The sequence below is a fragment of the Bifidobacterium catenulatum DSM 16992 = JCM 1194 = LMG 11043 genome, assembly GCF_001025195.1.
GTDB classification, from domain to species: domain Bacteria; phylum Actinomycetota; class Actinomycetes; order Actinomycetales; family Bifidobacteriaceae; genus Bifidobacterium; species Bifidobacterium catenulatum.
The window spans coordinates 647660-662203 of record NZ_AP012325.1; the positions used below are offsets into that span (position 1 = coordinate 647660).

Here is a 14544-nt window from a genome sequence, read left to right on the forward strand (position 1 = left end):
TTCTATGCCTATTCTCATCGATGATGCGCTACAGCAGTGCGATCAGCTGCTCAACCTGCTCGTCGGTGGTGGCCCAGCTGGTGCAGATGCGCATCACCGTGTGCGTGTCGTCGGCCTTTTCCATGAAGCCGAGGCGCACGCTGCGCTGCAAACGTTCGGACGTCTCGTTATCAAGCGTGATGAAGATCTGGTTGGTCGGCGCGTCGAAAGTGAGCGTATAACCGCGTTCCACGAGCACTTCGCGAATGCGGTCGGCCGCATCGTTGGCGCGGCGGGCGATTCTGCAGTACAAGTTGTCGGTGAACAGCGTGTCGAATTGCACGCCCAGCAGCCATCCCTTGGCGAGCAAAGCTCCATGCTGCTTGACGAGCGTCACGAAGTTCTTCGGCATGTTGCCGTGCGTGAACACCACCGCTTCGCCGAACATGGCACCCACCTTGGTACCGCCGATGTAGAACACGTCCGCGATGCGCGCGATGTCTTCAAGCGTCACGTCGTTGCCGGTTGCGGTCAGCGCGTAGCCGAGTCGTGCGCCGTCAATGAACAATGGCATGTCGTACTTCGTGCAGATCTTGCGGATCGCCTCGAGTTCGTCGAGCGTGTAGAGCGTGCCATATTCGGTGGCCTGTGAAATGTACACGCATCCGGGGAACACCATATGCGTGTAGTTGCCGTCCGCATAGAACGTGGCGCAATATTCATCGAGCTCGTCCGCATCGATCTTGCCGTCATGGTGGGGGAGCGTCAGCACCTTGTGGCCGGTGAATTCGATGGCGCCCGCCTCATGCACGTTCACATGGCCGGTGTTTGCCGCGACCACGCCGGCATACTGCGGTGTGATGGAGTCGATGATGGTCTGATTGGTCTGCGTGCCACCTACCAGGAAGAAGATCTGGGCGTCGGGGCAGGAGCATACCTCGCGAATCTTGGTTTTCGCGCTTTCGCAGATGCTGTCATTGCCGTAACCCGGATATTGGTTCTGCGCGATCTGTTCGATGCGTTCAATGATTTCCGGCGTTGCCGTACAGGAATAGTCGTTTTCAAAAGACAGCATGATGCGCTCCTTGTGTCTGACTTATGCTGATGACTTGATCGGCTGTTTGCTGTATTTCAAGCCGTCCAGATAGCAAAAAACCTCGGAATTTCTTCCGAGGTCTCTACCGGGGTGGCTAACGCGGCTCGAACGCGCGACCTTCTGAACCACAATCAGATGCTCTACCAACTGAGCTATAGCCACCATGTTCTCGCTTCATGCAGAAGCGCAACAGATGAAAACTATACACGATTTTCCAGCTATGTCTACATCGGCGTGTTGCGTGTGCCTGTCGTCGGCTTGCGCTGTGGACTGTTCATTATGTGAACGGCATATTACGCAAAGCCGAAACTCATGCGTACTTTGTAGTCGCTGCATGCGTAAGGGTGTGCTGTAATGGCGGTGCGGGCCGTCTCGGAGTGTTTTCGGCGTATGCGGATCATCAGCCGAAAAGCTGTGAAGTGTGAAGGAAGAGAGATTCATGCAGAAGGTCAAAGCGTTTGGTGATTGGCTCACCAAGTGGTTCACCGCGATTGTGATTGTGTGGGCTGTGTTCAACTATTTCGTGCCGCAGGCAAGCTTGTGGGGCAAATCCTATACCGGTTATTTCCTAGGTATCGTGCTGTTCGGCATGGGTCTTACCTTGACCCTTGACGATTTCAAGCGCATTCTCACCCAGCCTCTGATGGTCATCGTCGGTACAGTGGCCCACTTCGTCATCATGCCGTTGGTGGCTGTGCTGTTGTGCTGGATTTTCCGTCTTGATGGTGCGCTCGCCGTCGGTGTGATTCTGGTCGGCTGCTGCCCGTCCGGAACCTCGTCCAACGTGATGAGCTATCTGAGTCGTGGCGATGTGGCGCTGGACGTGTCCATCGGCATTTTGTCCACGCTGTGCGCGCCGTTCATGATTCCGCTGTTGATGCAGTGGCTGGCCTCCCAGTATGTGTCGGTTCCGGTGGAATCCCTGTTCCTCAATGCGGTCAAGGTGGTGCTGTTCCCGATCGCTCTTGGCGTGATCTGCCATGCTATTTTCGGCGAGAAGATCGAGAAGATTACGGTCGCTCTGCCGATCGTGTCCCAAGTCGCCATCCTGCTTATCATCGGCGTGGTCGTCGCAGCTAACGGTCCGAAGCTGTTCGTGGCTTCCTCGCTGCTTGCCATCCCGGTGGTCATTTTGCACAACCTGTGTGGATACGCGCTGGGCTTCGGATTCTCCAAACTTATGTACAAGGTGTATCCGAAGGGCTTCCGTTATGCGCAGCAGAAAGCCATCACCTTCGAGGTCGGCATGCAGGATTCCGCGTTGGGGGCGACTTTGGCGCTGACGTCGTTCGCTTCCAATCCGTTGGCCGCGGTGCCGTCCACGTTCTTCAGCGTCTGGCACAACATTTCCGGCTCCGTGCTGTCCAGCTGGTGGCGTGAGCATGATGACAGGCATCAGATCCATCCTGATTCCGACAATGGAGAGAAGGGCTCGGCTGCGAAGGCCCGCGAAGACGCCGTCGAAACAGCTAACAGCTGACATTCGTCAGTAGAGTTCGTCGTCATATTGCGCATTCCCTGAATCTTTCAAAACGATTCAGGGAATGTTTTGTTTTGAGTGGTGCAAACGTGTCATTGTGATGTTTTGTTGCTTTGTGCTGATGTAGGCAAAATGATTGAAATTATTGGGATTTAAGGGTGTTTTCACCCGTGTTTTTTGTTCGTTTTGGGGTATACTGTAATTGAAGGCCGGAGTTGTGGATCAGTCGAGAATTCGTCAGGTCGCAACGAAGCGTCTATGGCCGCAAGGTTCATGCGCAACGCCTTTAAGATATAACTGAACAATAGCGATTCGAGACGGCGGCGATGGGGTAGTACGGCGCAGGCGCCGGGCCGCAAATGCAAAACAGACAACGAGACTGAAAAGTGCGCGTAAGGTAGCGCGTAGCAAAGAAGTGGGAATCTCCTTCCCGAGTGGGTGGCCCCGGATTCAAAAGGATTCGGGGCCACTCCTTTTGCGATTTGCGACACGGCATGTTGGAATGTCTTGGGAATCCGTATACTAGTAATTCGTGTGTGCCAACGGCATGCCTTATGTGACAGGCGTGCGGGTTGGGATATCCCGGAACTCGATTGCATCACGCGCAGCAATGCGGCGGTGAGAGAGGGATGGGCCATCGGGCCGGTGGACTGTGGCTATCTTCATGATTCAGATGCGTGGAGTGTGGGTGCAGTGCGGCGGTCACACAAAAGCAAGAGAAACCACTGAATCGGAGAATTCAAGTTGCCTACTATTGAACAGCTCGTCCGTAAGGGACGTCAGGCAAAGCCGAAGAAGTCCAAGACTTTGGCACTGAAGGGAAGCCCGCTGCGCCGCGGCGTGTGCACCCGTGTTTACACCACCACCCCGAGGAAGCCGAACTCGGCACTGCGTAAGGTCGCTCGTGTGCGTCTGAGCTCCGGTGTGGAAGTCACCGCTTATATCCCGGGCGAGGGCCACAACCTGCAGGAGCACTCCATTGTGCTCGTGCGCGGCGGCCGTGTCAAGGATCTGCCGGGTGTTCGTTACCACATCGTTCGTGGCGCCCTCGATACCCAGGGTGTGAAGGATCGCAAGCAGGGTCGTTCCCTGTACGGAGCAAAGAAGGCGAAGTAAGAGATATGTCACGTAAAGGACCTTCCAAGAAGCATCAGCTGCTGCCGGATCCGATTTACGGTTCCACTGTTGTGGCACAGCTCATCAACAAGATTCTGCTCGACGGCAAGAAGTCGATCGCCGAAGACATCGTCTACTCCGCTCTCGATATGGTCAAGGAAAAGACCGATCAGGAGCCGGTGGCAGTGCTTAAGCGCGCTCTCGACAACATCCGTCCGTCCCTCGAGGTTCGCTCCCGCCGCGTCGGTGGCGCTACCTACCAGGTTCCGGTCGAAGTGAAGCCGGCTCGTGCGAACACCCTGTCCCTGCGCTGGCTGACCGACTTCTCCCGCGCCCGTCGTGAGAAGACCATGGCTGAGCGTCTGGCCAACGAAATCCTCGATGCCTCCAATGGCCTTGGTGCTTCTGTCAAGCGTCGCGAGGATACTCATAAGATGGCAGAGGCCAACAAGGCCTTCGCTCATTACCGCTGGTAATTAGTCGAGAACGAGAGTTAAGGAACACTCATGGCACTAGACGTGCTCAATGATCTCAACCAGATCCGTAACATCGGCATCATGGCTCACATCGATGCCGGTAAGACCACTACCACCGAACGTATCCTGTACTACACCGGCAAGAACTACAAGATCGGCGAGACCCATGACGGTGCCTCGACGATGGACTTCATGGCTCAGGAGCAGGAACGCGGCATCACCATCCAGTCCGCTGCAACCACTTGCTTCTGGAACCGTCAGACCCATGACGAGAAGCAGAAGTTCCAGATCAACATCATCGATACCCCGGGCCACGTGGACTTCACGGCCGAGGTGGAGCGCTCCCTGCGCGTGCTCGATGGTGCCGTTGCCGTGTTCGACGGCAAGGAAGGTGTGGAGCCGCAGTCCGAGACCGTTTGGCGTCAGGCTGACAAGTACGGCGTTCCGCGTATCTGCTTCATCAACAAGATGGATAAGCTCGGCGCTGACTTCTACTACTCCGTCGACACCATCAAAACCAAGCTTGGCGCGACCCCGCTTGTCGTGCAGCTGCCGATCGGCGCTGAGAACGACTTCGCCGGCGTTGTCGATCTGATTCGTATGAAGGCTTACGTCTGGAACGACGTTTCCGGCGACATGGGCGCTCACTACGACACCACCGACATCCCGGCCGACTTGCAGGACAAGGCTGAGCAGTATCGTGCAGAGCTGATCGACCAGGTCGCAGAGTCCGACGAAGAGCTGCTTGAGAAGTATCTCGAATCCGGTGAACTGACTGAGGACGAGATTCGTAGCGGCATCCGTAAGCTCACCATCAACCGTGAAGCCTACCCGGTGCTCTGCGGCTCCGCCTTCAAGGACAAGGGTGTTCAGCCGATGCTGGACGCCGTTGTCGACTACCTGCCAAGCCCGGAGGACGTTCCGTCCATCGTCGGTTTCGATCCGAAGGACGAATCCATCGAGATCGATCGTAAGCCGACCACCGATGATCCGTTCTCTGCCCTGGTCTTCAAGATCTCTACCCACCCGTTCTACGGCAAGCTCGTGTTCGTGCGCGTCTACTCCGGCGCCGTCACCCCGGGCGACACCGTGCTTGACTCCACCAAGGGCAAGAAGGAACGCGTCGGTAAGATCTTCCAGATGCACGCTGACAAGGAAAACCCGGTCGATGCTGCCGAAGCCGGCAACATCTACACCTTCGTGGGCCTGAAGAACATCACCACCGGTGACACCCTGTGCGACGAAAAGGCTCCGATCTCCCTCGAATCCATGACCTTCCCGGATCCGGTGATCGAGGTGGCCGTGGAGCCGAAGACCAAGGCCGATCAGGAGAAGATGAGCATCGCTTTGGCGAAGCTGTCCGACGAAGATCCGACCTTCCAGGTGAAGACCGACGAAGAGTCCGGCCAGACCCTGATCTCCGGCATGGGCGAGCTGCAGCTCGACATCATCGTCGACCGTATGCGTCGTGAATTCAAGGTGGAGTGCAACGTGGGTAACCCGCAGGTTGCATACCGCGAGACGATCCGCAAGGCCGTCATGAACCAGGAATACACGCACAAGAAGCAGACCGGTGGTTCCGGCCAGTTCGCAAAGGTCTTGATGAACTTCGAGCCGCTCAACACCGAAGAAGGCGAGACCTACGAGTTCGTCAACGAGGTCACCGGCGGCCACATCACCAAGGAATTCATTCCTTCCATCGATGCTGGTGTGCAGGAAGCCATGGAATCCGGCGTGCTCGCCGGCTTCCCGGTGGTTGGCGTCAAGGCTACCGTCACCGACGGCCAGGTCCACGACGTCGATTCCTCCGAAATGGCCTTCAAGATCGCAGGTTCCATGTGCTTCAAGGAAGCTGCTCCGAAGGCCAAGCCGGTCATCCTCGAGCCGATCATGGCCGTGGAAGTGCGTACTCCGGAAGAGTACATGGGCGACGTGATGGGCGATATCAACGCCCGTCGTGGTTCCATCCAGTCCATGACCGACTCCACCGGTGTCAAGGTCATCGACGCCAAGGTTCCGCTGTCCGAGATGTTCGGCTACATCGGCGACCTTCGCTCTAAGACCCAGGGCCGCGCAATGTTCACCATGCAGATGGACTCCTACGCTGAGGTTCCGAAGAACGTCTCCGAGGAGATCATCAAGGCCCAGCGCGGCGAGTGACACGCGCTGCCGCTTAAGTGGAAACTGTCTCCAGTCAGCGCTAGTATTTTGTAGCGCTGACTGGGTTCGGGCTCCAAAGTGGCACAAACCCGTCAAACCCAGTAAAATGTAGCGAGTGCCTTGAAGTGAGTTCAAGGCTTACTACGAGACGTCCAGGAGGACAAAACACATGGCAAAGGAAAAGTACGAGCGTACTAAGCCGCACGTTAACATTGGTACCATCGGCCACGTCGATCACGGTAAGACTACCCTGACCGCAGCCATCTCCAAGGTCCTGCACGAAGAGTACCCGGACATCAACCCGGCTTACGACTTCAACCAGATCGACGCCGCTCCGGAAGAGCAGCAGCGTGGTATCACCATCAACATTGCCCACATCGAGTACCAGACCGCTGAGCGTCACTACGCTCACGTCGACTGCCCGGGCCACGCCGACTTCGTGAAGAACATGATCACCGGCGCTGCCCAGATGGATGGCGCTATCCTCGTTGTGGCCGCCACCGACGGCCCGATGGCTCAGACCCGCGAGCACGTGCTGCTCGCTCGTCAGGTGGGCGTGCCGCGTATCCTCGTCGCTCTGAACAAGTGCGATATGGTCGACGACGAAGAGCTCATCGAGCTCGTTGAGGAAGAGGTCCGTGACCTCCTCGACGAGAACGGCTTCGATCGCGATTGCCCGGTCATCCACACCTCCGCTTACGGCGCGCTGCACGACGACGCTCCGGACCACGAGAAGTGGGTTGAGTCCGTCAAGGAACTCATGAAGGCTGTCGACGAGTACATCCCGACCCCGACTCACGATCTGGACAAGCCGTTCCTGATGCCGATCGAAGATGTGTTCACCATCTCCGGCCGTGGCACCGTGGTTACCGGCCGTGTCGAGCGTGGTAAGCTCCCGGTCAACTCCAACGTCGAGATCGTTGGTATCCGTCCGACCCAGACCACCACCGTCACCTCCATCGAGACCTTCCACAAGCAGATGGACGAGTGCGAGGCTGGCGACAACACCGGTCTGCTGCTCCGCGGCATCAACCGTGACCAGGTCGAGCGTGGCCAGGTTCTGGCTGCTCCGGGCTCCGTGACCCCGCACACCAAGTTCGAGGGCGAAGTCTACGTGCTGACCAAGGACGAAGGCGGCCGTCACTCGCCGTTCTTCTCCAACTACCGTCCGCAGTTCTACTTCCGTACCACCGACGTCACCGGCGTTATCACCCTGCCGGAAGGCGTTGAGATGGTGCAGCCGGGCGATCACGCTACCTTCGGCGTTGAGCTGATCCAGCCGATCGCTATGGAAGAGGGCCTGACCTTCGCAGTGCGCGAAGGCGGCCACACCGTCGGCTCGGGCCGTGTCACCAAGATCATCGAGTAGTTTCTGCTTGATGTCAAGGCACGCTTGAACTAGCGTTTTAGGAAAACCTCCCGAGGCATGTTCGCCAAGGGAGGTTTTCCTATATATGGAAGGCTTACCGACAAAGTATGCACACCGTGGCATAATGAGCAAGGCTCTTTTTAAGCTTTCCCTGTTAGACGAAGAAAATAGGTGAGTTAATTTGGCACAGACTACCAATGACATCAAGAACGGTTCCGTCCTGAACCTCGATGGCCAGCTGTGGGCCGTCATCAAGTTCCAGCACGTCAAGCCGGGCAAGGGCCCTGCTTTCGTGCGCACCACCATCAAGAACGTCCTCTCGGGCAAGATTGTCGACAAGACTTTCAATGCCGGCATGAAGATGGAATTCGAAACCGTCGACAACCGCAACCTCCAGTACTCCTACGAGGACGGCGACAACTTCGTGTTCATGGATATGACCACCTACGATCAGATCTACATTCCGAAGACTCTCGTCGGTGACCAGGCCAAGTTCCTGCTGGAAGGAACTGACTGCGTCGTGTCCTTCCACGACGGCACCCCGTTGTCCGTCGAACTGCCGGCTTCCGTGATCCTGACCGTCACCCATACCGAACCGGGTCTGCAGGGTAACCGTTCCAACGCCGGTACCAAGCCGGCCACCGTTGAGACTGGTGCCGAGATTCAGGTTCCGCTGTTCATCGGCGAAGGCGAGAAGGTCAAGGTGAACACCACCGACGGCTCCTACCTCGGCCGCGAGAACTGAGAGTAAGGACGAAAGAAGTTTCATGGCACGTTCCACCGCTCGTAAGAGGGCTCTGAATACGTTGTATGAAGCGGATGAGAAGGGACAGGACATCCTGTCCCTTCTTGCTGAGCGCATTGAGCAGCCCGGCGCCCAGACTCCGCTGCCTGAATACGCCATCGAAATCGTTCGTGGCGTTGCGGAACATATCGCAGCCATCGATTCTACGCTTGACGAGCATTCCACCGGTTGGAAGGTCAAGCGTATGGGCGTTGTCGATCGCAATATTCTGCGTATCGCGGCGTGGGAGATCATGTTCAATGATGATGTTCCGAATATGGTGGCCATCGACGAGGCGCTTGGCCTTGCCAAGACGTTGTGTGATGACGAATCACCGGCATTCATCCACGGTCTGCTCAGCGCCGTCAGCGCTGATGCGGATGCCGCTCAAGTGGATGAGCAACCGACCGAACCTTCAGCTGAATAAAGCTGAAAGTTAAGCGATTCGGCCGGGTCGCGAGTCCTAACCGGCCGCTATCCTTGGTACGAATACCTTGACTATAAGGGGGTTTTGGTGAACCAGTATGATTCCGAAGCCGTGATGTTTGACCCTCAAGATGCCGTTCTCGTTCTCGAAGACGGACAGGTGTATGTGGGTGAACCTTACGGCGCGATCGGCACGACCAGCGGGGAGATCGTTTTCGCGACCGGCATGACCGGTTATCAGGAGACGCTTACGGACCCCAGCTACGATCGTCAGATCGTGGTACAGACGTTCCCTCATATTGGGGACACGGGAATCAATGGGGAGGATCCGGAATCCACGCGAATCTGGGTTGCCGGCTACGTCGTGCGCGATCCCAGCCCGAACGTGAGTAATTGGCGCGCCACCGGCAGCCTTGATGACGATCTGGAAGCCAACAAGATTGTTGGCATCAGCCGTATCGACACCCGCAAGCTGGTGCGTCACCTGCGTTCCGCCGGTGTGATGCGTGCTGCGATTTTCTCCGGTGACGCCTTGCTTGACGACAATGGCAAGCTGCGCACCATCGAATCCATGCTCGACGAGGTTAAATCCACTCCACAGATGAAGGGGATGAGCCTCTACGACGAGGTCAGCACCAAGGAAGCCTACACCATCGAACCGTGTGGTGAATTCGCAGGCAAGGAGCCGCTGTTCACCATCGCCGCGGTCGATCTTGGCATCAAGGCCATGACTCCGCATCGTATGGCTGAACGCGGTTGCCGTGTGCATGTGGTGCCTTCCAGCATCACGTTCAACGAGCTTGAAGCTCTCCATCCTGATGGTGTTTTCTTCTCCAATGGCCCGGGAGATCCGGAACAGGCCGCCCCTGAGGTGAACTTGCTTCGTCAGGTGCTTGATGCAGGTTATCCGTTCTTCGGCATCTGCTTCGGCAACCAGCTGCTCGGACGTGCGCTTGGCTTCGGTACGTACAAGCTGAAGTTCGGCCACCGTGGCATCAACCAGCCGGTCAAAGACATGACTACCGGCAAAATCGAAATCACCGCGCACAACCACGGTTTCGCCGTCGACGCGCCGATCGGCGAAACCGTTGACGCGCCGTTCGAAAACGGCAAGTACGGCAAGGTGTTCGTCAGTCACATCGATCTGAACGACAACGTGGTTGAAGGCCTGCAGTGCGTCGATATTCCGGCATTCTCCGTGCAGTACCATCCGGAGGCCGCAGCCGGCCCGCACGATGCCGCATACCTGTTCGATCGTTTCGTGGATCTCATGCGTTCCGCCAAGGAGGGAACCCGCAATGCCTAAGCGCACAGACATCAAGTCCGTGATGGTCATCGGCTCCGGTCCGATTGTGATCGGCCAGGCCGCAGAATTCGATTACTCGGGCACTCAGGCCTGCCGCGTGCTTCGTGAGGAAGGCATCCGAGTCATTCTCGTCAACTCCAACCCGGCCACCATCATGACCGATCCGGAAATGGCGGATGCCACCTATATCGAGCCGATCTCCACGCCGATCCTCGAGCAGATCATCGCCAAGGAACGTCCTGACGCCCTGCTGCCGACCCTAGGCGGTCAGACCGCACTGAACGCAGCCATGGCACTGGGCGAGGCCGGTGTGCTCAAGAAGTACAATGTCGAGCTGATTGGCGCTTCCCTTGAAGCCATCGACCGTGGTGAGGATCGTGAGCTCTTCAAGAAGGTCGTTGAGGAGGCTGGTGCCGAATCCGCACGTTCCGATATCGCCCATTCCCTCGAAGAGGTCGATAAGATCGCTGAGAAGTTCGGCTATCCGCTGGTTGTGCGACCGAGCTTCACCATGGGTGGTCTTGGTTCCGGCATCGCGCACGATGAAGAGGAACTGCACCGCATCGCAGGCGCGGGCATCCATTATTCCCCGACCGACGAGGTGCTGATCGAAGAAGGCATCGAAGGCTGGAAGGAATACGAACTCGAGCTGATGCGCGACAAGAAAGACAATGTCGTGGTCGTCTGCCCGATTGAGAACGTGGATCCTGTTGGTGTGCACACCGGCGATTCCATTACCGTGGCGCCTGTGTTCACCCTGACCGATCGCGAATATCAGAAGCTTCGTGATATCGGCATCGCCATTATTCGTGGCGTGGGCGTCGATACTGGCGGCTGCAACATCCAGTTCGCTATCAATCCGAACACCGGACGTATCATCGTCATCGAAATGAACCCGCGTGTGTCCCGTTCCTCCGCTCTGGCATCCAAGGCAACCGGCTTCCCGATCGCGAAGATCGCCACCAAGCTGGCTCTTGGCTACACGCTCGACGAAATCCAGAACGATATCACGCAGTCCACTCCGGCCAGCTTCGAGCCGACCATCGACTACGTGGTCACCAAAGTCCCGCGTTTCGCTTTCGAAAAGTTCCCGGGTGCCGATCCGACGCTGACCACCTCCATGAAGTCCGTGGGCGAGGCCATGGCGCTGGCAGGCAACTTCCAGGAATCCCTCGGCAAGGCCATGCGCTCCATCGACAAGCGTCACATGAGCTTCAGCTGGGATGGCGACAAGCCTTCCGCACAGGAAGTCGATGAGCTGCTGGACGCCATCAAGGTGCCGACCGAGCATCGTTATCTTCAGATTCAGCGTGCCCTGTGGGGAGGCGCCACCGAACAGCAGATCTTCGACGCCACCAAGATCGACCCATGGTTCATTCGCCAGTTCGAACTCATCAATGAGACAGCTCTTGAAATCAAGGGAGCGGAGAAACTTAGCCGCAAGCTGCTGAAGAAGGCGAAGCTGGCTGGTCTTTCCGATCTGCAGATCGCCCACCTGCGTCGCTTGGGAGATGAAGGCGAAAACACGATCCGTGAGCTTCGTTGGTCGTATGATCTTCGCCCGGTCTTCAAGACGGTCGATACTTGCGCTGCCGAGTTCGACGCGGTGACTCCGTACTACTACTCCTGCTATGCGGATGAAAGCGAACTGCGCCCGCGTGAGCGCGAAGCCGTGATCATTCTCGGCTCCGGCCCGAACCGTATCGGTCAGGGTATCGAGTTCGACTACACCTGCGTGCATGCCGTGCAGGAACTGGGCAAGGACTATGACACCATCATGGTCAACTGCAACCCGGAAACCGTGTCGACCGATTACGACATGTCCGATCGCCTGTACTTTGAACCGCTCACCTTCGAAGACGTGCTCGAAATCTACGAGGCCGAAAAGAAGATGGGCCCAGTCAAGGGTGTTATCGTTCAGCTTGGTGGACAGACCCCGTTGTCTTTGGCAGCTCGTCTGAAGGCTGCTGGCGTGCCGATTCTCGGCACCACGCCTGAATCCATCGATCTGGCTGAAAACCGTGAGCTCTTCGGCGAAGTGCTGAAGAAGGCCGAGATGAACGCGCCTCGCTACGGCACCGCCCTGAGTCTTGACGAAGCCCGTGAAGCGGCACACAACATCGGTTACCCGGTGCTGGTACGTCCGAGCTACGTGCTTGGTGGTCGTGGCATGGAAATCGTGTATGACGATGCCCAGTTGCGCAAGTACGTGGACCGCGCATTGAAGGAAGCCCAGGCCGATACCGTGGTTTCTGGCCGTCTGCCTTCTCCGCTGCTGATCGACAAGTTCCTGCAGGACGCCGTGGAAATCGACGTTGATGCCCTGTTCGACGGTGAAGAGTTGTATATCGGCGGCATTATGGAGCATGTCGAGGAAGCCGGTGTGCACTCCGGCGATGCCGCATGCACCTTGCCTCCGAGCACCCTTTCCGATGATCAGATCCGTCGCCTGCGCGAAGGCACCTATGCCATCGCCAAGGGCTGTGGCGTGCAAGGCCTGATCAACGTGCAGTACGCCTTCATGGCCAACACCCTGTACGTCATCGAGGCAAATCCACGTGCTTCCCGTACCGTACCGTTCGCTTCCAAGGCGACCGGCGTGGCACTGGCCAAGGCGGCGGCTCGCATCATGGCCGGCGAAACCATTCAGCAGCAGCGCGACAACGACTTGTTGTTGCCTCACGGCGATGGTGGAGATATTCGCCGCGGTCAGCAGGTTGCCGTCAAGGAATCCGTGCTTCCGTTCAAGCGTTTCCGCACGCCGCTCGGCAAGACCGTCGACGTGCTGCTCGGACCGGAGATGCGTTCCACCGGCGAGGTCATGGGCTTTGACCGTGACTTCCCGCATGCGTTCGCTAAGAGCCAGCTGGCCGCCTATGACGGTGGCTTGCCGACAAGCGGCAACGTGTTCATCTCTGTGAACGACACCGACAAGCGTCAACTGCCGTTGTTTGCCGCACGCTTGGTGGAGCTTGGCTTCAACATTTGGGCCACCGAGGGTACCGCATCCGTGTTGCGTCGCTATGGCATCGACTCCAAGATCGTCGATAAGATCAGCGTGCGTATGGATTCCGATCCGGATGATCCGATTACCACCTACCATGCGGAAGGCAGTGTCGGCAAGAATGTCGTACAGCTGATCGAAGAAGGTGCCATCGATCTGATCCTCAACACGCCGAACTCCCGTGGATCCCGTTCCGACGGCTATGCCATCCGTTCGGCGGCCATTGCCGCGGATCTGCCTCAGTTCACCACCATGACGGAATTCTCCGCTGTATTGATGGCCATCGAGGCTGTGCGTAATAATGATTATCAGATCATGAGCATTCAGGATCATTCCCAGCAGCTGTTCGAGTTGGAAAGCCGTGAGTAATGGTAAGTAGCCTCAGTAGTGAAGAGATGAATGCCCAGCGTTCGGATTTCGGTCTGCGTCTGAGCAATTCCATGGCCAAGTATGGTCCGCTGTGTGTGGGCATCGACCCGCATCGGCAACTCCTTGCTGACTGGGGCTACAATGTGGACGCCTTAGGTGCGGAACTGTACTCCATGCGTATGTTGCAGGCAGCCAATGGGAGAGCGGCAGCCGTCAAATTCCAGTTCTCCATGTTCGAGCGCTACGGTTCGAAAGGTATCGCGGCGCTCGAACGGGTACTGTATGCGGCCCGTCAGATGGGAATCATCACCATTGTCGACTGCCTGCACGGCGGTTTGCCGACTACGGTGTCCGCATTCGCCGACGCCTATTTCAAGCCGGGATCTCCTCTGCTGGCCGACGCCATCACCTTGCTGCCGTACTACGGTGCACGTTCTTTGGGCGGTGTGATCAACGACGCGCTCAATAACGGTCGAGGCGTGTTCATCGCATCGTTGACCTCGAATCAAGAAGGTGCCAGCCTGCAGACAGCCATTCGTCAGGCGGGCGAATACAAGGGTAGAACCGTGGCCTACGGCATCGCCAGCACCGCGCAGAAATTCAACAAGGGCAATGACGGTATGGGTTCCGTTGGCTTGATCATCGGTGCCACCATTGGTCAGTGGATCAATGATTCCGGTGTCGACCCGGCTAAGTTCACTGGTCCTATTCTGTCTCCGGGCTACGGATGGCAAGGTGCTGAAACCCGCGACCTCAAGACGGTATTCAAAGGCACTAAAGGCAATGTGCTTGTCACCGTATCTCGTTTTATCGCCGCACACGGCCCGGATATTGCCGCTCTGAGCGCGGCCACGGAATCCGTGGCGCTCGATATTCGTCAGGCGCTTATCGAAGCGCAGAACGAAATCGATGATGAGGTTTTGGACGACGACGAAGAAGAGTGATCGCGCGTTCTCAAATCCGATGCTGAGATTCCATA

10 protein-coding genes, 1 tRNA gene and 1 pseudogene are annotated in these 14544 nt (G+C 57.3%); 10 read left to right on the forward strand and 2 right to left on the reverse strand.

The window, feature by feature from the left end:
- Positions 1 to 28: 28 nt before the first annotated feature.
- Together BBCT_RS02715 and BBCT_RS02720 are read right to left on the reverse strand one after the other, a co-directional pair.
- Positions 29 to 1054, reverse strand: a complete 1026-nt coding sequence (locus BBCT_RS02715; RefSeq protein ID WP_003836453.1) for a threonine aldolase family protein — start codon at positions 1052 to 1054, stop codon at positions 29 to 31.
- A 110-nt stretch (positions 1055 to 1164) separates the two neighbouring features.
- Positions 1165 to 1237 (reverse strand) — tRNA-His (locus BBCT_RS02720).
- A gap of 277 nt (positions 1238 to 1514) precedes the next feature.
- On the opposite strand from BBCT_RS02720, the gene BBCT_RS02725 reads away from it, so the two are divergent.
- From BBCT_RS02725 to pyrF, 10 genes and pseudogenes are all read left to right on the forward strand, one after another.
- Positions 1515 to 2555: a bile acid:sodium symporter family protein gene (locus BBCT_RS02725; RefSeq protein WP_033512634.1), complete on the forward strand. Its 1041-nt coding sequence runs from the start codon at positions 1515 to 1517 to the stop codon at positions 2553 to 2555.
- A gap of 744 nt (positions 2556 to 3299) precedes the next feature.
- Positions 3300 to 3671: a 30S ribosomal protein S12 gene (gene rpsL / locus BBCT_RS02730; protein ID WP_003836459.1), complete on the forward strand. Its 372-nt coding sequence runs from the start codon at positions 3300 to 3302 to the stop codon at positions 3669 to 3671.
- 5 nt (positions 3672 to 3676) lie between these two features.
- Positions 3677 to 4147 carry a 30S ribosomal protein S7 gene (rpsG, locus tag BBCT_RS02735; RefSeq protein ID WP_003836460.1) on the forward strand — a complete coding sequence of 157 codons (471 nt, stop codon included), beginning with the start codon at positions 3677 to 3679 and terminating at the stop codon, positions 4145 to 4147.
- A gap of 30 nt (positions 4148 to 4177) precedes the next feature.
- Entirely contained in the window at positions 4178 to 6307 is a 2130-nt protein-coding gene (gene fusA / locus BBCT_RS02740) for an elongation factor G (RefSeq protein WP_003836463.1), read from the forward strand.
- A gap of 169 nt (positions 6308 to 6476) precedes the next feature.
- Entirely contained in the window at positions 6477 to 7676 is a 1200-nt protein-coding gene (gene tuf / locus BBCT_RS02745; RefSeq protein WP_003836467.1) for an elongation factor Tu, read from the forward strand.
- Between the two features lie 181 nt (positions 7677 to 7857).
- Complete coding sequence (efp, locus tag BBCT_RS02750; protein WP_003836469.1) at positions 7858 to 8421, forward strand: elongation factor P; 564 nt, start codon at positions 7858 to 7860, stop codon at positions 8419 to 8421.
- A 22-nt stretch (positions 8422 to 8443) separates the two neighbouring features.
- Positions 8444 to 8884, forward strand: a pseudogene (gene nusB / locus BBCT_RS02755) (transcription antitermination factor NusB); the annotation flags it as partial.
- Positions 8885 to 9001: 117 nt separating this feature from the next.
- The gene (carA, locus tag BBCT_RS02760; protein ID WP_003836472.1) at positions 9002 to 10192 is read left to right on the forward strand and encodes a glutamine-hydrolyzing carbamoyl-phosphate synthase small subunit; all 1191 of its coding nucleotides are present in this window, start codon (positions 9002 to 9004) and stop codon (positions 10190 to 10192) included.
- Positions 10185 to 13565, forward strand: a complete 3381-nt coding sequence (carB, locus tag BBCT_RS02765; protein WP_003836473.1) for a carbamoyl-phosphate synthase large subunit — start codon at positions 10185 to 10187, stop codon at positions 13563 to 13565. Before carA ends, carB begins: the two co-directional genes overlap by 8 nt.
- Positions 13565 to 14509, forward strand: coding sequence for an orotidine-5'-phosphate decarboxylase (gene pyrF / locus BBCT_RS02770; RefSeq protein ID WP_003836474.1), 945 nt, complete (start codon positions 13565 to 13567; stop codon positions 14507 to 14509). The genes carB and pyrF overlap by 1 nt, the downstream gene beginning before the upstream one ends.
- Positions 14510 to 14544: the final 35 nt, after the last annotated feature.

Excerpts from the sequence above, each read along its gene's own strand:
- BBCT_RS02715 (WP_003836453.1), bottom strand. The coding sequence starts at position 1,054 with ATGCTGTCTTTTGAAAACGACTATTCCTGTACGGCAACGCCGGAAATC.
- BBCT_RS02725 (WP_033512634.1), top strand. The coding sequence starts at position 1,515 with ATGCAGAAGGTCAAAGCGTTTGGTGATTGGCTCACCAAGTGGTTCACC.
- rpsG (WP_003836460.1), top strand. The coding sequence starts at position 3,677 with ATGTCACGTAAAGGACCTTCCAAGAAGCATCAGCTGCTGCCGGATCCG.
- fusA (WP_003836463.1), top strand. The coding sequence starts at position 4,178 with ATGGCACTAGACGTGCTCAATGATCTCAACCAGATCCGTAACATCGGC.
- tuf (WP_003836467.1), top strand. The coding sequence starts at position 6,477 with ATGGCAAAGGAAAAGTACGAGCGTACTAAGCCGCACGTTAACATTGGT.
- carA (WP_003836472.1), top strand. The coding sequence starts at position 9,002 with ATGTTTGACCCTCAAGATGCCGTTCTCGTTCTCGAAGACGGACAGGTG.
- carB (WP_003836473.1), top strand. The coding sequence starts at position 10,185 with ATGCCTAAGCGCACAGACATCAAGTCCGTGATGGTCATCGGCTCCGGT.
- pyrF (WP_003836474.1), top strand. The coding sequence starts at position 13,565 with ATGGTAAGTAGCCTCAGTAGTGAAGAGATGAATGCCCAGCGTTCGGAT.